The organism is Sulfitobacter delicatus, assembly GCF_900102535.1.
Taxonomy (GTDB): Bacteria; Pseudomonadota; Alphaproteobacteria; order Rhodobacterales; family Rhodobacteraceae; genus Sulfitobacter; species Sulfitobacter delicatus.
Genome location: NZ_FNBP01000004.1, coordinates 271,101 through 295,861, shown reverse-complemented (window position 1 = coordinate 295,861; position 24,761 = coordinate 271,101). Strand labels below are relative to the sequence as shown.

General features: G+C 60.3%; 25 protein-coding genes. 5 read left to right on the top strand and 20 right to left on the bottom strand.

Annotated elements, in window-relative coordinates; all coding sequences use genetic code 11:
* Nucleotides 1-123: 123 nt before the first annotated feature.
* The 3 genes from BLS57_RS10020 to BLS57_RS10015 form a co-directional block, all read right to left on the bottom strand.
* Nucleotides 124-669, bottom strand: a complete 546-nt coding sequence (locus tag BLS57_RS10020) for a DUF2285 domain-containing protein (protein ID WP_093741794.1) — start codon at nucleotides 667-669, stop codon at nucleotides 124-126.
* Nucleotides 670-697: 28 nt separating this feature from the next.
* Nucleotides 698-868, bottom strand: a complete 171-nt coding sequence (locus tag BLS57_RS20115; RefSeq protein ID WP_425274339.1) for a transcriptional regulator domain-containing protein — start codon at nucleotides 866-868, stop codon at nucleotides 698-700.
* 131 nt (nucleotides 869-999) lie between these two features.
* Nucleotides 1,000-1,272 (bottom strand): DNA -binding domain-containing protein, encoded by a 273-nt coding sequence (locus BLS57_RS10015; RefSeq protein ID WP_093741792.1) that lies wholly within the window; start codon nucleotides 1,270-1,272, stop codon nucleotides 1,000-1,002.
* Between the two features lie 140 nt (nucleotides 1,273-1,412).
* Between BLS57_RS10015 and BLS57_RS10010 the strand changes: the two genes are divergently transcribed.
* Complete coding sequence (locus BLS57_RS10010; protein ID WP_093741790.1) at nucleotides 1,413-1,646, top strand: helix-turn-helix domain-containing protein; 234 nt, start codon at nucleotides 1,413-1,415, stop codon at nucleotides 1,644-1,646.
* A gap of 114 nt (nucleotides 1,647-1,760) precedes the next feature.
* On the opposite strand, the gene BLS57_RS10005 is transcribed toward BLS57_RS10010, so the two are convergent.
* The 9 genes from BLS57_RS10005 to BLS57_RS09965 form a co-directional block, all read right to left on the bottom strand.
* Complete coding sequence (locus BLS57_RS10005; protein ID WP_093741788.1) at nucleotides 1,761-2,996, bottom strand: hypothetical protein; 1,236 nt, start codon at nucleotides 2,994-2,996, stop codon at nucleotides 1,761-1,763.
* A gap of 4 nt (nucleotides 2,997-3,000) precedes the next feature.
* On the bottom strand, nucleotides 3,001-3,318 hold the full coding sequence (locus BLS57_RS10000) for a type II toxin-antitoxin system RelE/ParE family toxin (protein ID WP_093741786.1): 318 nt from the start codon (nucleotides 3,316-3,318) through the stop codon (nucleotides 3,001-3,003).
* Nucleotides 3,315-3,584 carry a hypothetical protein gene (locus BLS57_RS09995; RefSeq protein ID WP_093741784.1) on the bottom strand — a complete coding sequence of 90 codons (270 nt, stop codon included), beginning with the start codon at nucleotides 3,582-3,584 and terminating at the stop codon, nucleotides 3,315-3,317. The genes BLS57_RS10000 and BLS57_RS09995 overlap by 4 nt, the downstream gene beginning before the upstream one ends.
* A gap of 129 nt (nucleotides 3,585-3,713) precedes the next feature.
* Complete coding sequence (locus BLS57_RS09990) at nucleotides 3,714-5,840, bottom strand: ATP-binding protein (protein WP_093741782.1); 2,127 nt, start codon at nucleotides 5,838-5,840, stop codon at nucleotides 3,714-3,716.
* Nucleotides 5,841-6,085: 245 nt separating this feature from the next.
* Nucleotides 6,086-6,424: a DUF736 domain-containing protein gene (locus BLS57_RS09985; protein ID WP_093741780.1), complete on the bottom strand. Its 339-nt coding sequence runs from the start codon at nucleotides 6,422-6,424 to the stop codon at nucleotides 6,086-6,088.
* A gap of 657 nt (nucleotides 6,425-7,081) precedes the next feature.
* Nucleotides 7,082-7,534, bottom strand: a complete 453-nt coding sequence (locus BLS57_RS09980) for a hypothetical protein (protein ID WP_208597548.1) — start codon at nucleotides 7,532-7,534, stop codon at nucleotides 7,082-7,084.
* A 118-nt stretch (nucleotides 7,535-7,652) separates the two neighbouring features.
* On the bottom strand, nucleotides 7,653-8,579 hold the full coding sequence (locus BLS57_RS09975; RefSeq protein ID WP_093741778.1) for a DUF2493 domain-containing protein: 927 nt from the start codon (nucleotides 8,577-8,579) through the stop codon (nucleotides 7,653-7,655).
* 251 nt (nucleotides 8,580-8,830) lie between these two features.
* Nucleotides 8,831-9,874, bottom strand: a complete 1,044-nt coding sequence (locus tag BLS57_RS09970) for a DUF7146 domain-containing protein (RefSeq protein ID WP_093741776.1) — start codon at nucleotides 9,872-9,874, stop codon at nucleotides 8,831-8,833.
* Nucleotides 9,875-9,974: 100 nt separating this feature from the next.
* Nucleotides 9,975-12,104 (bottom strand): ParB/RepB/Spo0J family partition protein, encoded by a 2,130-nt coding sequence (locus BLS57_RS09965; RefSeq protein ID WP_093741774.1) that lies wholly within the window; start codon nucleotides 12,102-12,104, stop codon nucleotides 9,975-9,977.
* Between the two features lie 261 nt (nucleotides 12,105-12,365).
* On the opposite strand from BLS57_RS09965, the gene BLS57_RS09960 reads away from it, so the two are divergent.
* Genes BLS57_RS09960 through BLS57_RS09950 form a run of 3 tightly spaced genes read left to right on the top strand, consistent with a single transcriptional unit; the run spans nucleotide 12,366 to nucleotide 14,843 of the window.
* Entirely contained in the window at nucleotides 12,366-12,575 is a 210-nt protein-coding gene (locus BLS57_RS09960) for a hypothetical protein (protein ID WP_093741772.1), read from the top strand.
* Nucleotides 12,572-13,729, top strand: a complete 1,158-nt coding sequence (locus BLS57_RS09955) for a ThiF family adenylyltransferase (protein WP_093741770.1) — start codon at nucleotides 12,572-12,574, stop codon at nucleotides 13,727-13,729. The genes BLS57_RS09960 and BLS57_RS09955 overlap by 4 nt, the downstream gene beginning before the upstream one ends.
* Nucleotides 13,719-14,843: a HesA/MoeB/ThiF family protein gene (locus BLS57_RS09950; RefSeq protein WP_093741768.1), complete on the top strand. Its 1,125-nt coding sequence runs from the start codon at nucleotides 13,719-13,721 to the stop codon at nucleotides 14,841-14,843. The genes BLS57_RS09955 and BLS57_RS09950 overlap by 11 nt, the downstream gene beginning before the upstream one ends.
* A gap of 307 nt (nucleotides 14,844-15,150) precedes the next feature.
* On the opposite strand, the gene BLS57_RS09945 is transcribed toward BLS57_RS09950, so the two are convergent.
* The 8 genes from BLS57_RS09945 to BLS57_RS09910 all read right to left on the bottom strand — a co-directional run bounded on the left by BLS57_RS09945 (nucleotide 15,151) and on the right by BLS57_RS09910 (nucleotide 23,913).
* Nucleotides 15,151-16,344: a DUF932 domain-containing protein gene (locus tag BLS57_RS09945; protein ID WP_093741766.1), complete on the bottom strand. Its 1,194-nt coding sequence runs from the start codon at nucleotides 16,342-16,344 to the stop codon at nucleotides 15,151-15,153.
* Between the two features lie 224 nt (nucleotides 16,345-16,568).
* Nucleotides 16,569-17,885 (bottom strand): tyrosine-type recombinase/integrase, encoded by a 1,317-nt coding sequence (locus tag BLS57_RS09940; RefSeq protein WP_093741764.1) that lies wholly within the window; start codon nucleotides 17,883-17,885, stop codon nucleotides 16,569-16,571.
* 289 nt (nucleotides 17,886-18,174) lie between these two features.
* Nucleotides 18,175-19,470 carry a multidrug effflux MFS transporter gene (locus BLS57_RS09935; protein WP_244153651.1) on the bottom strand — a complete coding sequence of 432 codons (1,296 nt, stop codon included), beginning with the start codon at nucleotides 19,468-19,470 and terminating at the stop codon, nucleotides 18,175-18,177.
* Nucleotides 19,467-19,943, bottom strand: coding sequence for a MarR family winged helix-turn-helix transcriptional regulator (locus tag BLS57_RS09930; RefSeq protein WP_093741762.1), 477 nt, complete (start codon nucleotides 19,941-19,943; stop codon nucleotides 19,467-19,469). The genes BLS57_RS09935 and BLS57_RS09930 overlap by 4 nt, the downstream gene beginning before the upstream one ends.
* A gap of 46 nt (nucleotides 19,944-19,989) precedes the next feature.
* Nucleotides 19,990-20,781, bottom strand: a complete 792-nt coding sequence (locus BLS57_RS09925; protein ID WP_093741760.1) for an SDR family NAD(P)-dependent oxidoreductase — start codon at nucleotides 20,779-20,781, stop codon at nucleotides 19,990-19,992.
* Nucleotides 20,778-21,707: an SDR family oxidoreductase gene (locus BLS57_RS09920; RefSeq protein WP_093741758.1), complete on the bottom strand. Its 930-nt coding sequence runs from the start codon at nucleotides 21,705-21,707 to the stop codon at nucleotides 20,778-20,780. Before BLS57_RS09920 ends, BLS57_RS09925 begins: the two co-directional genes overlap by 4 nt.
* Nucleotides 21,704-22,600 carry a bile acid:sodium symporter family protein gene (locus BLS57_RS09915; RefSeq protein ID WP_093741756.1) on the bottom strand — a complete coding sequence of 299 codons (897 nt, stop codon included), beginning with the start codon at nucleotides 22,598-22,600 and terminating at the stop codon, nucleotides 21,704-21,706. Before BLS57_RS09915 ends, BLS57_RS09920 begins: the two co-directional genes overlap by 4 nt.
* Entirely contained in the window at nucleotides 22,597-23,913 is a 1,317-nt protein-coding gene (locus BLS57_RS09910; RefSeq protein ID WP_093741932.1) for a flavin-containing monooxygenase, read from the bottom strand. Before BLS57_RS09910 ends, BLS57_RS09915 begins: the two co-directional genes overlap by 4 nt.
* 61 nt (nucleotides 23,914-23,974) lie before the next feature.
* Between BLS57_RS09910 and BLS57_RS09905 the strand changes: the two genes are divergently transcribed.
* On the top strand, nucleotides 23,975-24,625 hold the full coding sequence (locus tag BLS57_RS09905; protein WP_244153650.1) for a TetR/AcrR family transcriptional regulator: 651 nt from the start codon (nucleotides 23,975-23,977) through the stop codon (nucleotides 24,623-24,625).
* The last annotated feature ends 136 nt before the right edge of the window (nucleotides 24,626-24,761 follow it).

Sequence of the window (24,761 nt, the reverse complement as noted above, 5' to 3'; positions counted from 1 at the left end):
GTCATCAAAACGGAAGAGCGCCGTGGGGAGGGATGACGAAGATCGCGGCGCGAAAACGTCACCCCCATAGGCCAACAGGAGCAGGGACTGATGAGGGTTCGATTTTCGGAGATCGCGGGGTGATCACTTTCGCGGCTTGGAGCGCCCCGTGGGTCCTTTGCCGAGAAGGAGAAAGCGATAGCCTTTGGTGGTCAGATGCGTGCCATGGGCTGTCAGTCGGGTGATCTGGGCCTTGAGGGAGCTGGTCTTCCAATGCTCGCGCGACACAGCCTCAGGGCCGAACAAATGCTGCGCGATCGTCTGGTAGCTGGCACGATCCCGGCGCGCGTCGAGCGTGCGCAGTGCAAGCTGAATGCGCCGTCGCTGCTGCGACGTCAGGGGCGGAGGGGATCGTTTGTGATGAAGCAGTTGCGCGCGGAGCGACTCGAGGGAATTGATCCGTGCCGTCCAATGCTCGTCCAGCGGCACCAGGATGCCGAGGGGCCGGTGCAGGTTCTTTGCATCCAGCACGAGCAACGCGCCTGTTGCGAGGCGCACATACATCAAGCCGTCCCGCGTTCCGATGACGGTCAGATCATCTGCATCGATGTGCGGCGCGGCGGTGTCGCCGCCGGGGACCGGCACAGCATACCCGACCGCTGCCGGGGCGATTGAAGGCGTCCAGAACACGGGTGCTTTGGGTGCGTCGATGTCCGGATCAACCGGGAAATCGTAACCCCCATGCAGCCGGTGATCTCAATCCATCCCGCATCTGGGGATAGGTTGCGCGATAGTCTGAATTGCGGCGCAGGCATTCCCAGGCCAGCCCGGACAGGTCGAGGCTGTCGAAATGTCCATACGCCTCTTCGTCTTGCCAATTCCTGGTCATGGCGAAGCTCCGCGTCAGAGGTTTCGATGGGGAAAGAGTATAGCCGGGAGGTGCAAGAAAACGACGACGCGAACGGTCAACTTGCGCAACCTGCGCGAGTGTTCGCCGATCTGGGCCGAATTGCGCAAAGTTCAGCCGTTACCGCCCTCAAGAAGTTTGCGATAGCCGTGTTCGGTCATCCAGCGCGCACGGGCGAGGTGGCTGTCATAGATTTTTCGGGCACGCTCCGGTTCCTTGTCAGCATCGATGCCGAACAGGATCTGGCTGACTTCCTGCAGGCTTGCACCGCTTTCAGCAGCGTCGAACAGGCGCAGGTAAAGCGTCATATGTGCGTGGTCGTAGTCGGTCAGATCATCGCCTTGTGGTGCGAGATCAGAGATCGGCGTGGTGCCGGTGGCAGACATGATTCCCCCTCGCCGTTTGGCGTTAAGGTCCATAAAAGCACATCAGATTGGCTGTGCAAGAACGGATCGCGGTCAGTCAGGTTGCAGATGAGCATTATAATACGTCGCACCAAAATACGCGATAGGCTTTTTAGCTGCGGATGGATATCCGCGTTGTTTTTGCAAGTAATCTCAAGCACTACCGCCAAGCACGCGGGCTGACGCAGGCCGCATTGGCGGCGGCGATGGATGTCGACCGTGCCCATGTCAGCGCCATGGAACGCGGCCAGCAGAATGTCACGTTGCAGACTCTACAGCGGGTCGCGGCGCATCTGGATGTAACACCAGCACAGTTGATCGAAGAACGCGCCGAAGGCGATGTGCGTTCCCAATGATCGTGATCGTTCGCCCGGGCAGTCAGCTTTTGGCTCGAAACGTGCAAGCTCAGGGCAGGGCATTGGTCGAACCCAGTGCGCCGGGCAGGATGGTCTTCTATAGCGATCAATCTGCTATTCAGCACTGAGTTCGGTCAGCTTCTGGCCAAGGCGCCGTTGCATCAGATCATCGCCGGGCGTGGTCTCCATCAGTCGCTGAAGCGCCGCGATGGCCCAGCCCCGCCGGTCGATGCGTGTGCTGGCGGTCATCAGGTGATCGACCGCTTCGTCGATTTCGAAGGGGCTGGGTTCATAGCCACGGCCGGCCAGAAGATGCCTGATGGCGTGCAGAGCGACTTCGGCGGCGAAGGCCGGTTCCTTGATTGCGAAATCTCGGGCGGCCCGGATGAGCGTCGCCGGGGCCGCCTCGTGATCGGTCGCGCAGTCTAGGGCGATGTCGAAATACGTCGCGGTCTTGGCTGCGGCAAACCATTTGCCCTTGCGCCCGTGGAGTGCGATCAGGTCTTCCAGCAATGCACGGGCATCCCGGTCAGGGTAGCGCTTGACCAGATCGCGCCATATCGCCAGCCAGGTGTTCCCGCTGGCTGTGGGCAGGCCGAACCGGCGATAGGCCTCGTCTGCCTTGCCTTGCCGCACCAGGATCGCCTCGCAGAACCGGCAGATGTCGTGATGGCCCCATGTCTGGCGGTCCCCCTGTAGCAGCGCCTCGGCAAAGGCCAATGCGTCATCCTCGCGGCCCTGTCGAAGCAAGGCTTCGGCTCCGAACTTGTCATCGAACCACAGTCGGGTCTTCTTGACCGCGAGGATCGCCAGCAATTCGTCATACCGCGCGGCCTCGAGCAGGCAGGACAGCGTGAGGGTCGCGGTGCCGACATGGGAATACCGCTCCCAATCCGACCAGGCGCGATGGATCAGGGCGAGATCCCTGTCGGCATGTAAGGTCATGAGCGCGGGATACGCCGCAATCTCGCCGAACCGCTCCGAGATCGGGGCGAGGTAGTCGACGCCATCGTCCTCGATCGCCGCGCGCAGCTGTTCCAGCCATTTTGCGCGTGTCTTTTCATCGGCAGGGGCGGCGATCAGGATTGGCACAAGGTCGTCAAGTGTGTGGCGCACGGCGGTGCCAAGCGCGCCCGAGGAGGTGTCGATATGCTCAAACGCGGGCCAGATCCGCGCGGCCAATGCGACCACGCCGTCCGCCGCCGTGACAGGATCCGCACGATTGACGGCCCGGATTTCCGCGCTGGCCGATTTCAACCGCTCGATCGCCTTGGCGGAGCCGCGCCATCCGAAAGCGCTTGCGCGCATGCCAGGTTTGAAGGCCCATTTGTGGACGGGTTTGCGCGCCATCCTGCTATCGCCTGCGCACTTTACTGCGCGTGATCCAGTCGGCCCCGGCATAAGTCACGGCGTGTATATGAACCTCGCGCGCATCATCGTCGACGGTGAAGGCGATCACGGCCTTGCGGCCTGCTGGAATGGCGCGCAGCCCGGGGGCAATCTCGTCCCGGCGGCTGCCCCTGTGCGGCAGGTCAGCGAGGCTGGCGATGGTGGCCTCGATCTCGTCCAGCCTGCGCGCGGCGGATTGCGGGCCGGCATAGTCGATCAGCCAGTGTGTGATCGCGTCGAGATCATCCGTGACCGCCGGATGGAACCGGATGCGATAGCTCACGCCTCGCGCGCAGCCTGCAGCCGGGAGCGCGCGGTGGCAAACGCGTCCTCGGCCGAGACATAATCGGCGCGCGGTGTGTCGAGCCGCGCCCGGATTTCCTCAGCCATCGCGCCAAGGGCCAGCTCGCGCTCCTCTTCATCGCGCATCATCTGCTCCAGCGCCGCCGCCACAGCCGCGCTTTGCGAGGCGAAGACGCCTTGGCCCACCTTGTCGGTCAGGAACCGATGGTGGCGGTCGGTGAAGCTGAGGGTTGTCTTGACGGTCATGTTTGCCTCCGAGGTATGACTTAGTCATATACGCGAAGGTTTGAAGATTCGCAATCTCTTAGGGCAGGGCGGATTCTGGAAAATTGCTGCATAAGCAAGGCAAGGATTACCAAGCGAGAAAGCAGACACCTATTCAGCTGCCTTTGTACCCTCCTGACTGTCATCCTGTATCGAACGTTGTTTGGTGAAATCTGTCGTTCGCGCACGATCAAGACCGGCCGCGTCAAGTAGGGCTCTGTTCGCTTGGCGTGATGTTGAGAGGACATAATCCCATTCAACGGCCTGGATGATTACGCTCGAATGATCCCCGCCAAGACGTCGCTCACGACCTCGGCGATTATGGACATAGTCCCAACCTGACACTTCATCTGCTAGCCGTCCATGAAAATCGGCGACAACGAGACAATGGAACTGGCAGTCGTCTGAAACGCGGATTTTTCTACGGCCAAAACTCTCGATTTTGCCACCCTTTATCTCAGTGACATATCTTCGAACCTGATCCTCGATTCGTTCCTCCGCCTTGTAGTTTTCGCGACCAGGGTGTTTCAGCTCAACAATGAACACCGTAGAAAGAGGTTCTGTGTCCTCGACATCTTCGGCACCTCCTTGGTGACCCACTGGACCCAATGCATAGAGCACGTCCCACAAGAGCACATCGGGCCTTAGCTCACTATCACTGTCTTCAAGAACGGCAGCTAAACGTTTGTCAGAAGAGAAACCGGACGCAAAAGCCAAGCGCTCGTCCAATAGCCAAAGGTCGTGAGCCGCACGCTCCTCTTCGTCTGGATTAGATGAATTGACCCTCATCGGTACAAGCAAAGTATGTAAGGTGTTTTCTACGTGGTTCTTGTCTTTGTCTGGGCTATTTCGAAGACGTCGGATCAAACGATCCATCAGGTCCAAGACAACTCTTCTTCTTGCGGCGTGGTGGCCCAACGCTGCCCTTTCATTGTCCTGCACCCCTTCGGCAGCACGGCGTACAACCTCGCCAAAATTTTCGGGAACTTCATCGCCCGATACGACTTTGTCCACCAAAGATGAAAGGGCTTCTTCTCTCTTTTGCTCAGCGCGAAACCTAGGAAGCGCCAATTTGCTTACGAAATCTTCTGGGCTTTTTGCATTTGCAGGCAGCGAAGCAAAAATCTCATCCCTATTGGCAAAACCAAAAATTGGTTGATGTTCCAAGAATTTATCAAATTGCTCCCTACGGGCTCGATCAAACTCGTTCAGCTGGTCTGCAATGAATTCTGATCGTGCAGTTTTGACCGCGCTTTTAACGATCTCGGAAACCTCGCCTTCCGGAAGAGTAAAGGATGTGCGGCTTTCGGCAACACTGTTGTCAAGGAGTTCACCGCTCACCAGAATATGAAGTGCCAAGTCATCGAGCTCTTCGGTTCTTAGAGGGCCAATCGCAACTAGATCGTCTACATTTCGACTCTCAACAGTGCGGTTATTTCCGAGCAAATGAACTTGATGGCGGCCGGTAAGCCCAGAACTCGCCTTTTTGTCACAAAGAAAACAGCGAACTTCAAGTTTTGAAGCGTCATCTAGAATAATATCGCTGATTTTTTCAGGCCCTCGCGCAACCAATTCCGAAACATCTTTTGGGTAAGTTGCTGTTTGTACGGTTCCGCCTTTGGTCGTGGCGGTTAAGTGGACTACTGGACCGACCTTGCTCAAGAAATTTGAAATAAACTCAGCTGCCAAATAGTCTTTGATCGTTGCGGCCCGTTTCGGAAACAGCTCCAAGTAAGGCCCCTGTCGTAATCCTCTAAAGCGAACTGTCGTTCCAGTAACGCCTTGCGCTAGATCATGATCCAAGTCAGTATTTTCAAATACTTGATTTTCTTGCGCCAAGCGAAACTCAAAAGCTCGCTGTGACATGCCAGTGTCTGTTTTATAATTAGAGACTACCTCTATCTTCTTGAATGCGTCTAGCCAGTAAAGACGGCCGACTCCTTTGCCGCCGCGCTCCCTTTTGAAGTCGGTGTCAATCTCGCAGAACGCATCATACCGCTCTTTGTCAAGGCCAATGCCATTGTCCGATATCTCAATGCTGATGTCGTCTGCCCCGAGATCTGAGACGACAATATTGACTACTCCATCCGAACGACCTCCGAATACTGCCACTCGGTCATCAATTGCCATGATTGAATTGCTGACAGCTTCCAAGAATGGCTGCATCGCTTGCGCATAATTTCTTGGCTTAGTCAGCTTCCTAACCCTGTTGGGTAGGTTCTCGGTCATTGTCGGCATGTACGTTCCTCAAACAGCCTTTTGAGCATCGCAGTTCGTGCAGGGCTTGTCACCCGTGAACGAACGGCGCTTTCAGAAACCAATGCCTTCTTTGCGCTATTCTGCGCAGCAAAAGTCCTAGAAGCGCCAAGTACATATCAGGGCTGAACGTGTTGGCTTCAAGCATGGCTCCGAACCGCTTGTTGCCAAACCAACGAAAAGGAAAGTGGACCCCGCCCAGTGATCCTGGGCGGGGCGGTCTGTTGTCAGTCGCCGTTGCGGCGGGTGTTGGGGCGCGACCAGATGAGGCTGAAGGTCTCTTCGCCGCCTTCGATCACCGTATCGTCGAAGAGGTTGGCGTAGATCGGCTGCGTGAAGCTCGGGTCGTCGAGCTTGAGGCTCAGGTAGTCGCGGCCCTCGGTCGAGCGCTTGGACCAGGCGGCGCCGATCTCGGCACGGCCGACGAAGACGCGGTGGGAGGGGGCATTCTCGTTCGGGGTGCTGTCCTCGGGGACGATGCGGACGGCTTTCGCCTGAACGCTCAGGGTGACGATTTCGCCGACGTATTCGCTGCCGGTCTTCTTGAAGGTTCCGATGGTGGCCATGTCATATCTCCTTTTGGCTTGTCCGAGCCCGCGCCCTTCGCGGCCTCGATGGCGATCGTCAGGACCGGGGCGATCCGCCGACGCAGCCCCTGTGGCCCGCAGCGCCAGCGGAGGACGGCAAGGCCGGTCTTTCTTGCCGCGCGAGGAATGGCGGACCCGATATTTTTCGGGGGCGCCAGGGGAAGAAAGTCCGGACCTGCCGTTGCGGCCAAGGCGGTCGAGGCGTCAGCCGATCCCGGTCAGATCAGCCGCTGAGAGGCCCGCAAGGGACGCGTGGCGTCATGCCATGGAAGAGGGGATGACAGGCTACCTCTGGACCGCGCAAGACCCCGGCAGCATGCGTCGTGCAAAGACAGGTTTTGGCGTGCAGGCGGAGCGGTGTATGTCCCGGATGTGCCACGCTACTCCGGGATTGCCCCCTCTCGCCGTGTCTGTGTTTGCCTGCCGCGATGTTCGGTCTGCCGGCGATCCGGGTGCGTGCGCGACCGGGGCCATGCGCCACAACATGGGTTTCTGCGATCTGGCTTTGCTCAGCCAGTCCTGCCCAACTGCAATGCTGCGGTGACGGCGAGGATCGAGACCTTTTGCAGCAATCGGTTGCGGCGCAAGCTGACGACGTCGCGGACGGCACGCACCGGCGCAAGCTTCACAGGGCGTTCAGTGTTCGTCGAAAGACCTGTGCGGATGCGGGTCGGACAAGGCGTTGACCTCGGACCAGCCCGATACCCGCGCCCAAGCGGTCCCGCCCACGACCAGCGCGCCCAGCCAAGACAGGAGGGTGATGGTCGCAGCGCCCGCGCTGCCGAATTCGGCAAGACCCTTTGCTGCATGAAACCCGGCGATCCCGGCGGGGACCGCGTAGATCAGACCGATGGCGAGTTTGAGCGGGGCCCAACGGATGCGGTCAAAGGCGAATTCTCCGAGAACGGCGACGAAGCCGCCGATGAAGAGGCCCGCAATGATCGACAGGAAGACGCCTTGACCCGTTTCATACAGATACATGCCGGACGTCAGCCCGATCGCGAAGGGCAGGGCGTAGACGGCCAGGTTGAACAAGATCCAGCAGAGGGCACCAAGGCCGAACAGCGTGAAGAGGGTGGAGAAAAACATGAGGCAGTCCTTTCGAGAACAAGGATCGCGCCGCCACCTCCTCCATTGGCACGGGCAGATCATAGCAGAAAACGGCCCGCCCCGGGAGAGTCCGGGGCGGGCGTCGGCGGAAAACCGGTCATGCCGGTGGGGCGGCTTTCGGCCGGAAGTCGAAGAGGGGAATGCCCATCGCACGGGCCTTGTCGGCGAGATTTTCGGTGATACCCGAGCCCGGGAAGACGATGAGCCCGATGGGCAGGGTGTCGAGTAACTGGTCGTTGCGCTTGAAGGGGGCCGATTTGCCGTGCCGCGTCCAGTCGGGTTTGAAGACGATCTGCGTCACGGCGCGGTTGTCGGCCCAGGCGATGGCGATCCGTTCGGCCCCGCGCGGTGCGCCGCCGTGCAACAGGACCATGTCGGCGTGTTTTGCGTGGACGCGGTCGAGCGCTGCCCAGATGGCCGCGTGATCGTTGCAGTCCAGCCCGCCGGTGAAGGCGATCTTGGTGCCTTGGGGCAGGAGCGGTTCCAGATCGGCCCGGCGCTTCGCAGTGAGATGATCGCGGCTGTCGATCAGGGACGCAGTTAAGGTACGCCGGTTCACGTGGCTGCCCGTGCGCGGGTGCCAAGTCTGGCCGAGATGCGCCTCGAAGCCCTCGGCGGCGAGATCGCGCATGGCCTCAAAGGCATTGCGCCGTTCGATGAGCGTGATGCCCTCCGCGATCAGGGTTTCCAGTTCGACCGAGCGGACCTCGGAGCCGTCCTGTTCGCGCTGCGCCCGTTTCTGCGCCTGTTCGTTGCTGTCGAGATCCCGGCCTGTCCGTGTCGCCATGCGGTGAAACAGGTTCGTGGTGGACCAGAGCAGATCTTCGAGGTCGGGCTCCAACCGCGTGTCGGACAGCGTCGAGACGAGCGCGTCGAAAATGTCGGCGACGGCGGTGCGAATGGCGTCGGGTTCCGGCAAGGGGCGGGGATCGGGGTCGTCCGTGAAGGGGCGCCAGCCGTAGAGCTGCAGTTCCTCGAGCACAACGGCGGTGGAAGATCGGGTTTGAAGATGTGTGTCGGTCATGATGTCGTCTCCGGTTGTCGAAGCCCGCGCCTCTCGCGGCCTTCCCGGGCAACGGAAAAGCGGGGGCCGGACGGGTCTGCATTCTCAGGGGTCCCCGTCGCGCTCGCGCGATGGGGTGGAACCGAAGCGCAGCGGAGGACGGCCCTGGCCGTTGCGGGCCCGTCCGGGCTCTGCTCCGTTTGGCCCGCTCTCGGAAGGCCGGAAGGCGTGGCTCTGATCGCGGAGGCGCTGGCCGGCTGCGCCGACTCCGATCAATCGATGGCGTGGTCGAGGAAGGTCACGGCATCCTCGGGCACCAGTTGCGGACGCAGATGCGCGCGCAACGCTTCGCGGCCATTGGCCCGCAGATCGTCATTGAAATCGCCGAGACGGGGGGAGAGGTGGATCGCGTCGATCCCGGCCCCCATGGCCCGATGCGCCAGTTGGTCTGCGGCGGACAGGCCTGCCGGATCGGCATCGACGGCGATGTAGAGGCGGCGAAGATCGGCGGGCAGTTGCAGGGCTGCGAGATGGTTGGCGGACAAAGCCGCCACGACAGGAAGCTTCGGCAGGACTAGATGCAGGGAGAGCATGGTCTCCAGCCCTTCGCCTGCGGCCAGCACGCTGACCGGTTTGCCGATGCGAACACCATGGCCGAGGAGATTGCCCATCGCCTTGCGCGGTGGAATGACCGGGGCCTTGTCAGCAGTGGCGGGGTCAAGCCAGGTGCGGTGCAGGCCGGTGAGCCGTCCATCGAGGTCCGTCACCTTGGCGAGCAGGGCGGGCCAAGTCTCGGGCGGATCGTTCAGTGCGTGATCCTCGCGCCAGTAGAAGCAGTTCTGGTGAAACCGGAGACTATCGAGATGGCCCAGCCCAGTGAGGCCGCGCCCCGCGAGATAGCGTTCCGCCAAGGTGCCCGACATCGGCTGGCCCATGGCCCAGAGCCGCCGCGCGGCCTCGGGTGAGCCGCGAGAGGCTGGCGGATTGGCGGCGCGGTGCCTGTCCGTCTGCGGCAGGCTGAGGAACCGGCGCGCTTCGTCCAGCGTGTCCCTCAGCGTGGTGATCCCCATGTTCAGGGCGATCAGGTCCAGAAGGTCCCCATGCTGCCCGGTTGCGGAATCGGTCCACTTGCCAGCCGCACCAAGGCCGGAGTTCGGACCGGTCAGCCGAACGTAGAGGCTGCGGCCCGGTGTGTTCTGCACATCGCCAACGATCCAGTAGCGGCCCTGTTTGCGCCCGTTCGTGAGGTAGTGACGGCAGACGGCCTCGGCATCCTCGGCAAGGCGGCGGGCGATGTCGGCGGCGGGGCTGTGCATGCTTTGTGCCTCCTGTCGCGGATAGAAAAAGGGGCCCGCCATTTCTGGCGGACCCCGGTTGCCGGAACTCGGGGGGAAGAAGCTCCGACCTGCTCGAAGGTCACTCGGCGGCAGTCCGGGCGAAGGCGTCACCGGCGACGGGATCATCTTCGCGCGGCACATCGGATTCCCCGATAGCCGGTTCGCCGCCGTCTTCCGCCGATTGCGCTTCGCCGCTGTCAGGATCGTCGTTCGAAGACGCTTCATCCGCGGTGTCCGCATGGTCGACCAGTTCGATCTCCGGTGCGTCCTCTTCCGGCAGCGGCGGCGTGCGCAGCGGGTCCGGCAGCCAGCCGGTACCGACGAGCAGGTCCTCGGCGGCGGTCACCATCTCTGCCTTCTTCAGGCCAGCGATCCAGTCAGCGGCGTCCTCGCCCTTCGCTTCGCGCACGGCCTCGAGGATGCGGGCCTTGGTCACGCGGCCGAGGTAGCTGTCGCCTGTTGCCGTCCAGCCCGCCTTGGCCATGTCGAGTCCGACGGTCCCGGCTAGCACATCCGCATGCGCAATGGCGCGCGGGCGGCGCTGGTAGGGGTCGTGGACGGCGTTCACGCTCATTGCCACGCAATGGGCGAAGAGCGCCTCGCGGCTGCAGCTGTCGAACTCGGTCAGCGCATCCCAGAGATCCTCGGGCGCTTTCGGCAGGTTGCGCGCCCAGGTCTCGTGGCGCTGGTCGATGGCCTGCGCATAGGCCGTGTCGCCGAGACCCGGCACCTGCGATCCGAAGGCAGCGTTACGTGGTTCGATCTCGACGCAGCTGTCGACGGCGTAGCGGTAGAAGAGCCGCAGGACCATCGCGTGCAGCGCCGCGAGGAAGGCGACCTGCGGGTCCTGGGCCAGCGCATTGCGCAATGCCAGGGTCCGATGGGCCGTGAGTTCCATGACGAGGCGGTCGGAGAGCGGCTTGAGGCCGTCGTCTTCTTCTTCGTCGTCAGGGGCGGACGTGGCGGTCTCGTCGATATCCGCGACCGGTACCGGATCGGATGCGACCTCGCCCACATCTTCCACTTCCTCGACCGGTTCATCCTCCGCTCGCACATAGCCCCGCTCGACCCGCAGCCGCCCGGAGCTGTCGATGCTGACGAAGGCCCCGGCCAGCGCCAGATCCTCGGCCTCGAACCGGATCGGGCGCGCTTCGAGTGCCTCCATCGCCTCCTCGATCTCGCCCAGCCGGGCATCGATGTCGTCGGGCAACTCGTCGGCGTCTACGTGCTCGGCCTCGAGCGCGTCGTATTCGGCCTTCAGCGCCTGGTAGCTGGCAGCCTCCTCGTCGCTCATCGGCACCGCTTCGCCATGGATCCGGCGCATGCCGAAGGTATGGCCATAGGGGAATTCGGTATCGACCTCGACCCATTTCCAGCCCTCGGCGCGGATGACTTCGGCTTGCTCGGCCAGCTTCTCGCGCACCATGACGTCGAGAAGGGCGGCATCCTGCAGCCAGCCGCCGTCATCCTGCTGGAACAGGTCGCGCAGGATTTCACCCCCGGCCTCGACGTAATCGTCGAGCCCGACGAACTGCGCCCGCTTGTCCGAGGCCCGCACCGCACCCTCGGTCAGCATGCGGCGGATCTCGTAGGGCTGCCGCGAATAGTGCCGCTGCAGCGCCTCCCAGACCTGCTCCTGCCGTGCGTGATCGGGATTGACCGTAAAGGCCATGAGCTGGTCGAGCGTCATTTCCTCCTCGGCATAGGCATCATGCAGCGATGGTGCCACGGCGGCGAGCTTCAGCCGCTGTTTGACCACGCTGGCCGAGACGAAGAAGGCCGCGGCGATCTCCTCCTCGGTCCGGCCCTTCTCGCGCATCGCCTGGAAGGCGCGGAACTGGTCGAGCGGGTGCAGCGGCGCGCGCTGGACGTTCTCGGCCAGGCTGTCCTCCTCGGCGAGCCCATCGGTGCGCACGATGCAGGGGACCAGCGCGGTCTTGTTCATGCGCTTCTGCTTCACGAGCAGTTCCAGCGCACGAAACCGCCGCCCGCCGGCGGGGATCGTGTACATGCCGGTCTCGGCGCCGCTGTCGTCCAGCACGGGCCGCACGGTGATGGAGCTGAGCAGCGTCCGCCGCGCGATGTCCTCGGCCAGCTCCTCGATCGACACGCCGGCCTTGACGTGGCGCACGTTCGACTGGCTGAGCATCAGCTTGTTGAAAGGAATGTCGCGCGAGGCGCTGAGGGTGATTTTCTGTTGCTTGGTCATCGGGATATCTCCGCGACAGGCCGGCCGGGAGCCGCTCTCCCGACCTCCAAACCCGTCACGGAAAACCCGGCACCCCTCTCACTCTAGAGGTGCTATCACCGTACGCTTGTCGCGCGAGCGTCCGCTGTGCGGGACAAGCCAGACCTTGTTTTGCGCTTTTCTTCGCATCATCTCTGATCTCACCCCCGTTTCAAGTTGACCGAAACATCTGTCAAACGTAACATTATGAAAGAATTGGGAAACGGGTCTGGAGCGCTTTTCATGACGAGCAAGTACACCTTTGAACAGCATGGCTTTGAGGAGATCGAAGCGTCCGAGGGGATGACGAACGCAGCCGCGTACACGAAGGAGTGTTCTGGCGGGCGCTCTGACTGCTGCACGCGCACCTGCAGCGCGGACGCGACCTTCGTTGCGAGCGATGAAGACTGGGCCAAGTTCCTCGACGTACGGGGCGGTCAGATCCAGTATTGATCCGCGGTGATGACGACCAATTCGGATCGCTTCGTCTCTGGCTCAGGGACGGGGTGGATGTTTATGTTTCCCCCGACGCCGTCGTTCACTTCGTCTTTCTGTCCACGAGGAAGCGGCTACGCCTCAAGGTGACGCCGCTTTTGATTGAATGCCTCGAGTGGCTAGACGGCTCCGCGTCAGTCATGGAGCTGGATGCACGGTATGAAGCACGGGCATCCAGCTTGGACAGCAAGCACTCTTCGTCATTTGTTGACTTCATTCAATATCTTTATGGCAAGGGCATCCTTGTCCGGAAGGATTGGATGCACCATGCGTTCTGCCCCGAACAAGTTGAGCGCTATTCTCGACAGCTGAATTTCTTTCTCGACATTGAAGAGTCCGAAGCTGCGGCCACGGCTCTCCTAAAGAGAATAATGGACTGCAGGATCGCACTGATTGGCATTGGCGCGGTCGGCAGTTGGATTCTCAGAGAGCTTGTTCAGATCGGCTTCCAGCGCTTCATCCTTGTTGATCCAAAGACATTGGAGCCCGCCGATCGCACACGAAATGCTATTTTCGATTACCGACTGATCGGCGAACCAAAGGCTTTGGTTGCCGAGAAATTCGTTCATAGCCAAGCGCTCGAGCCAGAAACACGCGCCATACAATCCCCCCTCGACATAGATACGAACGTCGAAGAACTCATCGGAGCGGATACAGACCTGATCATAAACACTGCGGACGAGCCATACATAGGCGCGACAAGCATAAAGCTATCGAGATACTGTGTGGAGAAGGGTCTGCCCCTGCTGGTTGCAGGTGGTTTTGACGCTCACCTCGCAAGTCTCAGCGAGATGATTGTTCCCGGCCAAACACCTTGCTCCGACTGCTATGCAATACACTTTGAAGAGACATTGCGCGGTTGGAAACCAATCTCCCATCCTATCGTTGATCGCCGACGCGGTTTCGGGGGTCTGCCGTCGTTGTCGGCATTTGCTGCCTCGGCCGCGGTCCTGAAGATCGTACGGCTCCTTTCGGAAAAAGGCGGAGATGTCGAGCAAGGTCGAGGTGAATTCCTTTTCGACCAATATAATATCGACAGTTTCAAGGTGGGAAGAAATCCGGAGTGCCCGACCTGCGGCGACCTAGGAAAGCTGCAGGCACATGCAGATTGAATTCACACCCACTTCGCGTTGGCTGATACGACCGTCCATCTCCATGATCCCAGCAGGAGACGGAATCTTTGATTTCTTTCAATCTTCTACGCGACGATCCATGCGATTTCGGCTACGATCAGAAATCGCCAATGTCGTCAGAAGTCTTGATGGCAGCCGATGCCTTGAGGAGGTCTGTCAGGCGCATGGGGCTACGGTGACGCAAATTTCGCGTTTCATGGAAGTCTTGCACGAGCGGTGCGCTGTTGAACCGAAGGTCGTTCGAGACGCTATTGACGCCACCGAGCACTACCGCGTCCTGAATTTTCTCGGAGACTACTTCCCTGCCGCAGAACTGTTTGCTGCCTTCGAAAGGCTCCGCTCAACAAGGGTTGCCATTCTTGGCTGTGGGGCCGTCGGTAGCTGGACTGCAGTGCAGCTTGCTCATTCCGGCCTCGAAAACTTCATCGTGATTGACGGCGATCATGTGGAGGAATCCAACCTTAACCGTTCGATCTTCCTTCACGAGGACATTGGTGCCCCAAAGGTCGAGGCCATCGCATCCTCCCTCCATCGGATATCACAAGGCGTTCGGGTTCGGATGGTCAAAGAAAATGTCTGCGATGCAGACAGACTCCGCGCTTTGCTTTCCGAGGCAAGACCAGACGTGATCGTAAACTGCGCCGATGAGCCGTCGGTGGACATCACAAGCGCATGGATCAACGAGTATTGCCAGCATCAAGGCATCCCATATGTCATCGCTGGCGGGTACAATCTGCACCTGAGCCTGATTGGGATGACGGTCACTCCCGGCGAATCTGCATGCTTCAACTGTTCGCGCATCACTTTGGATGAACTCGAAGACGAGTCTCTGCAAGGTGTGCGGAGACTGTGGCGTCCGAAGCGGAACCTGGGAAGTCTTTCCCCGCTCACTGGGATAACTTCGTCTTTGGCGGCATCGGAAGTCCTACGTCTTGCAGTCAGGTCTGACAGGCTCCGTCCAGCCATGTGGAACCGCCGGGGTGAATTCAACTTCCTGACCAACGAACTCTCGTTCGTGAATCTGCCGCCCCGATCAGAGTGCGGATGTACGGCCGAAAGTATCCGCTCCAGAGTTCCCAAATATTCGCAATAGCTTGAGCATTCGTTCCGGGCGTTTCTGTCGCGCATGCGGATCTTCCTCCATCGCCTTCGCGGCCTCGTTCGCGCTCGCAGCCTCGAAGTTGCAATTGGCAGGAGGCGTTAGGAAGGGAAGCGGACAGTCGACGAGCTGAACGCGCGGCCCTTGCCCGCGAGATCACTGAGGCGCAACCGGCCGGGCGGAACGCGCGGAACAAATCCATGGGTCGCGGCGGGGGTAAGAATGAGCTCGAAGCGAACAAACATAACGGTTAGGTGCAACGGAGGTGGCCGCAGTAGCGACCACCTCGGACTTATCCAGCCTACATTGCCGACTCCAATAGCCCTTTCGCTTTCCCCTCCATCACCAGCCGCGCATCCTGCTGCGGCTTGGACCGGGCCACCGCCGTGATCCCCTGAACGAAGTCGAACACGCTCTCGGGCGGGCGGCCTTCCTCGGCCAGAACCGTCTCGACGATCCGCCCCGTCTCCGCCTTCGAGAACCCGCGCTTGCGCAGGAAATCCTGCCGGTCGTCGTCCGACCGCGCGACGATCTTCTCGCGCGCTGCGCGGATGCCGTCGATAAAGGGCGCGGGCGAGGACTCGGCAAAACGGCTCAGCGCCGGGGCGGCCTCATGCGCGAAGCGCGAGGCGGCGTATTTCGAGTGCCGGATCGTGATCTCCTGGAAGTCCTCAACGCCCCAGAGGTTGCGGTTCTGGCAAACCGCCCGAAGGTAGAAGCTGGCGATGCCGAGCGTCTTGGCGCCTACCTCCGAGTTCCAACAATAGAACCCCCGAAAGTAGAGGTCGGGCGAGCCGTCGGGGAGCAGCCCCGCCTCGATGGGGTTGAGGTCGTCGACGAGGAACAGGAACACATCACGGTCCGAGGCGTAGAGCGTCGTCGTCTCCTTCGTCACGTCCACGCGCGGGTTGTAGATGCCGGTGGACCAGTCGAGCACGCCCGGCACCTTCCAGCGCGTATCGCCGGTGCCGTTACCCGCGATGCGCTGAACGGCGGAGACCAGTTCGTGGTCGTAGATCCGGCCATAGTCGGGGCCGGTCACGGCGCGCAGCTCCGTGCGGCCATCCGTGACCTCCATGGTCTTGATCTGCTCGGCCCAGTGGTTGGTCAGGCCGTATTGCAGGTTGATCCCCGCCAGAGGGGCGGGCAGTTGGCGCAGATAGGCCGCGGGCGCGCCAACGAGGCTCGAGAGCTGGCCGAAGGACCAATGGGTCGGCGCGATGGGTTCATCCCCGCCGGGCAAGACCAGCCCCAGCCTCTCCGGATTGTCGCGATGCGCCTCGACCCGGATCGCCGCACTCTCCACCGTGCGCGTCCGGCTCCGCTCCGCCCGGCCCTTGACGGATGCGAAGAGATCGTCGAGCGACAGATACCGCTCGTCATCCGGCCGCGAGAACCACTCGGACGACACCCGGTCCACATTTGTGCCGCGCGACACATCCACCTTGTAGCCGCCGCTGATGTCACGCCCGGCATCGATAATCTCGGTATTCATGGGTTTTCTCCCGCGACGGGCGGCCGAAAGCCTCTCTCTCGACCTCCAAACCCGTCACGCGAAAGCCGCCGAACTCTTGCTCTTTTTTTACGCCATCGTTGAGAATCCAGAGACCTCAACGCGACGGATAGCACACGCGTCGAAATTCTCGCTCTGACTTCTCCTCCACAGTCAGCTCGGCCAGTCTGGAAGCTATCTTTGTCTGGGTGAGCATAGAAACCGTTCTAAGCGCTTGATTGCGCTATGAACCGCGACAGGGCCTCGCGTCGTGCAGCTCGATCCAGAGCGTAGGCGGTGTGTCTGAACTCGACGCCGTCAAGGAGGCCTTGGATATAGCCTGCAATTGTATCCGCAGCAATGATGAGGACGCTGTCAACCGAGTGGATGTACTTGCTCGTAATCGATCCCGTCGAATGGCCGACGAGGGCAGCAATTGTGCTTTCTGTGAAGCCAAGATCATTCGCCGTGCTGGCGAAGCTATGCCGAAGAATGTGGGCGGTGAAGTCGGGAATCCTGCGTCCGCCAAATATCCTGTTCCAATGGTTTGGAAAACTTCCAAAGGTCTGTGACGCTCGTGTCCCAGGAAAAACGTAGTCGCCAGAAACCGTCTTTCGGCGGTCTTCGAGCAATTCGATGACAGGTAGTCCGATCGGTCTTGTCGATGCACCTTCCTTTGAGTCCGCAAGTCGCAGGCAGCTGTTCTCAAAATCGACTTCGCTCCATTTCAGGCCAAGTATCTCGCCGCGTCGACAGCCGGTGAGCGCGAGAAGCCGTGTGATAGCGATTGTAGGAGCGAGTTCATGGTCCTCGCCAGCCTCGCGAAGCATCTTGCCAAGCTCGCGGTATTCGTCATCGCTTAAGCGCCGATCTCGCACCTGATCTTTTGGCTTTCGAATACCATGGGCGACGTTGTGTTCGATGATCCCGATGTTAATTGCATAAGTAAGCATCGAGCCTGTCAGGCCGACGCATTTGCTCGCCGTTCCACGACCGCCGCGCAGAATAGAAACACCTCGCTTCTTGCCAGTCTTTTTGACAGCACGCGTTTTCCCGGCAATCACGTCGTTCATCATCTTCGTCACGTCGGCCTTGGTGAGGTCACGCACGCGGCGTTGGCCGATCAGGGGGATGATGTGTCCGTTCAAAGCACCGATGTTCGTATAAATCGTGGACGGTCGCTTTGGGCGTCCGCCTTTGCCCATGATTAGCCCGGCTTCCATGGCTTTGACGTATTGCTCGGCCAGTTCCTTTACGGTCATCGCTTTGCGGTCGAGCTGCCGGTTCTCGGCAGGGTTCTCACCGCGGGCGACCTGGCCGAGCTGCGCCATCGCTTCCCTTCGGGCGGTCTCGGGCGTCCAGACTCCATGAAGGCCGATCGCGTAGCGCCGCGAGCGACCGGCTGCACGATACTGTATCACGTAGCTGCGTTTTCCTGAGGCGAATACGCGCAGCCCGAAGCCAGGCAACTCATCATCCCATACGACATAGTCTTTGTCGCGTATCTCGACCGCATCGACGAAACGTTTCGTAAGTTTTGCCATCCGAATTCAGACCTTTCCGATCGGCCGGCAGCCTTCTCACGTAAGCACTACGTAAGCACACGGGCGAAAGCTGCGACCTGTTTCTGGATAGAAGCTTCGGAACAGCGAAACGGAAATACAAATATATTCAGTATCTTATCGTGCTCCGTCGCGCTCTATCGCGCAATTAGGAAAGGTGTCAATAGCGCCTCCGAAGGCAGAGGCCAGAGGTTCGAATCCTCTAGGGTCCGCCATTTTCACCTAAATAGTTGTCGAAGCAACCGCCCGAGTCCGTCGTTAGGACGCGGCCTTAATCCTTGTCCGACGGCACCCAACTACGCCCAGCAGGCGGTCCGCTGATCACGTCCTTGCGTGGCTCTGGCTCGGCCAGATGGGGCGCGCTGCGATAGAGCGCATAGGACAGGCTGGCCACAACGCCCATCGTCGGGATCAAGATGGCGAGCGCGACAACTGGGTTATCGAAGAGCGCCGCGATAGAGCCCACGAGAAGCCCCGCGCCCATCTGGAGGAACCCCATCAGCGAGGAGGCTGCTCCGGCGATGCGGGGAAAGGGGGCCAGTGCGGCGGTGGACATGGCGGGCATGACGAAGGCGATGCCGAAGGTATAGACGGCGACCGGCAGCATCACCCGAAGGACCGATGGCGCACCAAAGAGCAGCGAGAAGATCAGTGCGCTGCCAAGGAGGATCACCCCCAAGCCCGGCGCGACAAGGTCATAGGCGCTATAGCGTTTCATTAATTGCCGCACCAGCAGGGAGCCGAGAAAGAAGCTACCCGATTGTGACAGCATCCATAGTCCGAAAGCAGTGGGGCTAAGCCCCAGCTTTTGCATCAGTATGAAAGGTAGGACCGTGGCCAGCGCATAAATCGCACCAATGGAGCCTGCAATGGTCAGGGAAGAGGTCATGAAGTGACGGTTCCCGGCGAGCGTAAGGTAAGATCGGCCCAAGGCGCGCAGGTTCAAGCGGCTGCGGTCTGGCACAATGGTTTCCCGCAGGCTCCAGATCGAAAAGCTGACGACCACGAGACCGAATAGCATCATCAGCGCAAAGACCGACCTCCACCCCGCATGAGTGACAGCCATGCCGCCGAGGGCAGGGGCCATGGCCGGTGCGACGGCGAGGATGATGCCCATGAGGTTCATGATGCGCGAGGATTCGTCCCCCTCAAACAAATCGCGGACAAGAGCGCGCGATATTGCCACGCCGGCGCTCGCCCCCACACCTTGCATGAACCGCGCGGCGATTAGGGTCTCGATTGTCGGCGCGATGAGCGCCAGTAGACTTGCCGCGACAAAGAGCAACATAAAGCTGATGATCACGGGCTTGCGGCCCAATGCGTCTGACACCGGCCCCGCGATCAACTGCGCCGTGGCGAACCCGGCGAAATAGAGGGTCAGCGTCATCTTCACTAAAGAGTTCGTCGTGCCGTAAGCCGCAACCACTTCGGCCATCGCAGGGGTGTAAAGCGCCATGGCAATTGGGCCGGTGGCGATGAACAAGGCGCCCAGCAGGCTGACCCGACGAATGGACATCTTGGGTGCTGTGACGCTTTGAGCGATCGGGGCGGTCTCTGACAGGCTCATGCTTTGCCCTTTCCGGCGGTACATCTGTTGCGGCGGGCGGAGAGGTGGTTGTCTCGGGCGGTCTTAAGCATCCGGCGGAACAGATCCCATTCGTCGGCTGTCAGATTCCCGCGAGAGATGGCGCGGACCTCTTCGCCGATGTGGTGCAAGGCGGTCAAAAGGCCTTCGGCTTTATCGGTCACCTGCACCTGCTTCGCGCGACGGTCCTCTGGATCAGTGCTGCGTTGCACCAGACCGGCTTTCTCTAGGTTGTCAATCATGCCGGTCACGCTCATCGGGCCAAGGCCGGTGAGCCCCGCGAGGTCGTGCTGGCGCATCGGGCCGTAGCAGGCGACATTCGCCAGGGTGCGCGCTTCGCCCGGCGTGATCCCCAACTCCGCAGCCGTCACACGGCGCTCAAACTCGGCGCGAGACAGCCGAGCCACATCAAGCAGGAGAAAGGAAAAGTTGTCGCTGTCGATAGGCTGCTGCATGGGGGCTCCGGAATTACCAAGCCTCCCATATAGTAAGGTTTACTTATTAATCAACCGACGGAATGTGCCCTTGAGCGGAAGCCTTCTTCCGAATGCTGCGGAGCATGGCCCGTTCATATTGCGCAGGTGACAGCCGCATGAGCCATGAGGCTAAGCGTGCGACCCGACCCACGGGTATGAAATCTCGGTGTTTTTCTACGCCGTGCAAGATGATGGCGGCTGCCGCGTCCGGCGCCATATAGTCGATGCCGTCCTGTGCCGCACCGGGCCGCAGAATACCGTCTTCCTTGCGGTCCGCATTTCCAATATTCGTTGCGATAAAGCTCGGAGCCGCGACATGGCATCGCACGCCAAAGGGGGCCTCCTCTCCGCGCAGAGAGGCGAAGAACCCCTGCAGCGCGTGTTTGGAGGCGGCATAGGCCGTACGACCGTGCAGCGGCGCAAAACCTGCCACCGAAGAGATCGCCAGATGCGTTCCCTTGCTTTGCCGTAGAGGCAACAGGAAGTGGCGCGCAAGTTCGACGGCGGAGAAATAGTTGATCTCGAACACCCGGCGATGGCTTTGGGCATCAGCCTCGGCAAAGGGGACGATTTGCGAAACACCTGCGTTGTAAATAACCATGTCGATGGAGGGGCGTTTCGCGATGATTTGCTGGGCGGCCTTTGTCAGCGCGGGGGAATCCGTAAGGTCGACGGCGATGGGCCAGCGGTGGGCGGTTTCTTCTAATCCCGCGATGTTGACGTCCAGCGAGACGCAATACCAGCCCTGCGTTTCGAGTTGGGAGGCCAAGGCGCGGCCCAAACCGCCAGACCCGCCGGATATGACTGCCGTCTTCATGCCTGCACCTCGCGCCACCAGAGATCGAAAACTTCGGCGGAGGTGAGACGCGGCACATAGCGGAAGACGGTTTTCAGCCGGTGATTGTCCAGAACGGGGCGGTACTGCAAAAACCGCAGTTGTTCTGGCCCATAACGGGTGAGGCCCAGAGGTTTGCCCAAAGCCAATGCCACCTTGAGCAAGCTCGGCGGCAGGCGCAAGACGGGCTTGCCCATCGCCTCTGCCAATTGGTCAACCGTCAGCCAACCATCTCCTGCGACGTTGAAAATCCCCGGAGGGCCTACGGTCGCGGCGCGTTCGACAATAAGGGCGAGGTCTTTGGTCCAGATAAAGACAAAGGGGCTATCACTGCCGCGCACCGCCAAAAGACGTTTGCGGCGGAACAGAGCGGTGATCTGGTTGTCCGTTCCGGCGCCCAGCACAGTGCCAACCCGCAGTACAACTTGTTCCAGTCCGGAATGCCGCGCGCGGGCCTCGGCCAACATTTCTTCAACCTGCCGCTTGTGGTCGGCGTAGGGGAATTCCGGGTTGCCCCGACAAGGCGCATCTTCGGTTAACGGCACGGGATTGTCAGCGTGGTAGCCATAAGCCGCACCAGAGCTGGTCACTACAAGGCGCCTTACCCCGTGTTTGACGCAGGCTTCCAACACCCGGCGTGTGCCAATCACGTCTACTTCATAGGCTGCTTTCCGTTCCATCCCGGGCGGCGGTGTGACAATCGAGGCCAAATGCACAACGACTTCGGGGCGGTATTTACCGATCACAACATCGGGGTCATCCCCGGTCACATCCAGCGGTACGAAATGCAGATGCGGGGGCAGGGTGCCGGGGGTCAGGTCCGTGACGATCGTCTCGGGCGCAGGCAGCGCCTCGGCCACGGCGTGGCCAACCATCCCGGCGGCACCAGTAATCAGGATCGAGGTCATCGGGCGGCCTCTTTCCGCGACATCATCGCCGCCAGAGCAAGGCCAGAGATCGCATGCCAGACGCCCCAGAAAGCCGCAACGATCGCCATCCCGCCGAGCCCGCCAAAGAAGCCAAAGATCAATACGAGGCCAAGACCGGAATTTTGGATGCCCGTCTCGATGGTTACTGCGCGTCGATCAAAGGGGGAAAGACCCGCAAGCGTTGCGGTGGTATAGCCGCCGGCCAGTCCAAGCGCGCTATGCGCAATGACCAACCCGGCGATCCCGCCTGCAAAAGCCAGAAACAGACCCCAGTTTGCAGCCAGAGCCACGGCAATAAAGGCAAGGAAGATACCCATCGACAGCCATTGCAAGGGCCGCCGCAAACGCGCCGTTAAATCTGGCCGTTTTGCGTTCAACATCACCCCGAGCATCAGCGGAAGCACAAGCATCAGCCCCACGGTAATCGCGATGCTCACTGGATCCAGTTTGGTGCTGCGCAGAATTTCTGCTGAAGGGGCATAAAGGCTCCCCCAAAGCGCAATGTTCAACGGCGTGAGTAGGATCGCGGCGACCGTGGCGAAAGCTGTCATTGAAACTGAAAGCGCTGCATTGCCCCCGGCGCGATGGGTGATGAAATTCGAAATATTCCCCCCCGGACAAGCGGCAACGAGGATCAACCCAAGCGCAATTGACGCCTGCGGTTGAGTCGCGAGCACCAGTAAAAAGGTGAGAACCGGCAGGACCACAAATTGCGAGAAAAGCCCTACAATAAGCGGCTTTGGCGCACGCGACAGTGCTTGGAAGTCGCGCGGTTTGAGGTCTATGGCGATGGAAAACATCACCACAGCAAGGATCGCATTCAGCACAAAGAGCGAGCCAGATGAAAAGTCCAGAACGGCGTCATCAATCATTGCGCCGACCCTCCGAGGCGGCGAACCCAGCCGGTGACGGCCTTTCGATAGGTTGCCTTGTCGACGTAATAGGCCATGCGCGGCAGTTCGATGTAATCCATCCCCCCCGTGGCGCGGTCAAATCCCTGTGCCTTGGTTTCCTTTAGCGATTGCGCCTCTGCACTGCCGTCTCGCAATCCGGTGATATAGCGGACGACCATTTCCGCCTGTTCATGTCGCCCCTGCCAGCCCAGACCCGATGCCTCGACCATACCCAGAACAAAGAGGTCGTCCCGTTCCGGATGCATGCAGTTCAGGTAAAGATGCGGGGCGTCGCCCTGCCAGTTCAGATGTTCCGCGTCGATGAAGGGGTAGTCCAGCTTGTAGCCCGTGGCGGTCAGGATCATGTCATAGTCAGCCGCAGAACCATCTTTGAAATGGACGGTTTTGCCGTCGAGGCGCTCAATATCGGGCCTAATGGCAATATCGCCGTGACCGGCATGGTAGAGCACCAGCGAGTTCACAATTGGATGACTTTCGTACAGCCGGTAATTTGGCTTGGGAAATCCGTATTTTTGGGGATCACCGACGAACCATTTCAGAATGGCGCCGTCCACGATCCGTTTGAGGGCCATAGGCAGTTTGACCGCGCCCCCCATCGTGTCGGCGGGTTTGCCAAAAATGTATTTCGGGACAAAGTAATACCCCCGACGCATTGACAGATCGGTCGAGCGTGCATGGTGGATCGCATCTACTGCAATGTCGCAGCCCGAGTTGCCCGCCCCGACAACCAGCACCCGCTTGTCTGCGAACTGACGCGGGTTGCGGTAGTCGGCAGAGTGGATCAACTCACCGTCGAAGCTGCCTTTGAACGTGGGCTTATTCGGGGTGCTTAATGTGCCATTGGCAATCAACACTCCGGCGAAAACCTCAACGTGCTCACCGTCGGCATCGTGCCAGGTGACTTCCCAACCCGCGCCCGCTGCGCCTAAGGGGGTACACCGGGTAACCTCGGCGCTAAAGTGATAGTGTTTCGCCAAATCGAAATGATTGGAAAACTCCTGAAAATAGCGCTTCATTTCATGGTGAGAGGGGTATTCCGGCACGCCGCTCCGCATCGGGAAATCGGTAAATTCCGTCATCCGCGCTGAAGAAATCAGATGGGCGGTATCATACATCGTGGAGCGGGGGGCCTCAATATCCCATAGGCCGCCGACGCCTGAGTTAAGTTCAAACCCTTGAAAGGCGATCCCCTGTTCCGCCAGCAGCTTTGCTGCGGCCAGCCCCATTGGTCCCGCCCCGATCAAGGCGAACTTGTCTTGTGTCTCTCCCATCGCGCCCTCCATCGCTTGATCTTAACTTGAACAGGTGTTCGAAGTTAGGCAAGATAAATTTATGAAAACGCCGCAGCCCATGCCCGCCCCCCCGCGCAAACGCGCCCCGTCAAAGCGGGCGCTGGCAACGAAGACGCGGGTGTTCGACGCGGCAGAGAAAGTCTTTGCCGAACGCGGCTTTGACGGCGCAACCATTCGCGATATCGCCGCCGAAGCGGGAGAGCCGGTCGGCACGATCCATCATCACGGCGGCGGGAAAGAGGCTTTGTTCCACCGGGTCGTCGCTCGCCGCGCCGAGACTTTGGCTCGACTGCGGCTTACCACGTTGGAGGCAGTCACCTCACAGGCAGATCATCGGCTTGAAGAGATACTCAGCGCCTTTGTGCGCCCCTTCTTCGATCTCGCGCGCGACGACCCGCGCTGGCAGCACTACGCGCGGCTTGTGGCATTCGTGTCCGCCGATCCCCGCTGGGCAAAGATATCTGAAACCTGTTTCGACCCGGTGGCGCAGGTGTTTGTTCAGGCCATTTGCGAGAGGTTGCCTCAGAAGACAAAAGATCAGGTGGCCGAGGCCTTTGTCTTTACCGTCTCAGCCACGCTTGCGGTTCTGACCTCTCAGCACCGTTTTGATACGCTGGGCGCGGTGCCCGCAAAGCCTAGTTCCCAAATGGAGCATCTGATCGCTTTTGCCGCTGCCGGGTTTCAAACATAGGCCCGGTTGGCCTTTGTAGTCAGGCGTCACTCGAACCGGTTCAATCTTAACCTGCTTTTTATCGCTCTGCGGTTAAGTCCTCTCATGTGGTTGGGGTAGAGGGCCAATGCGCGATGCATTGTTTGCGATTTCATTT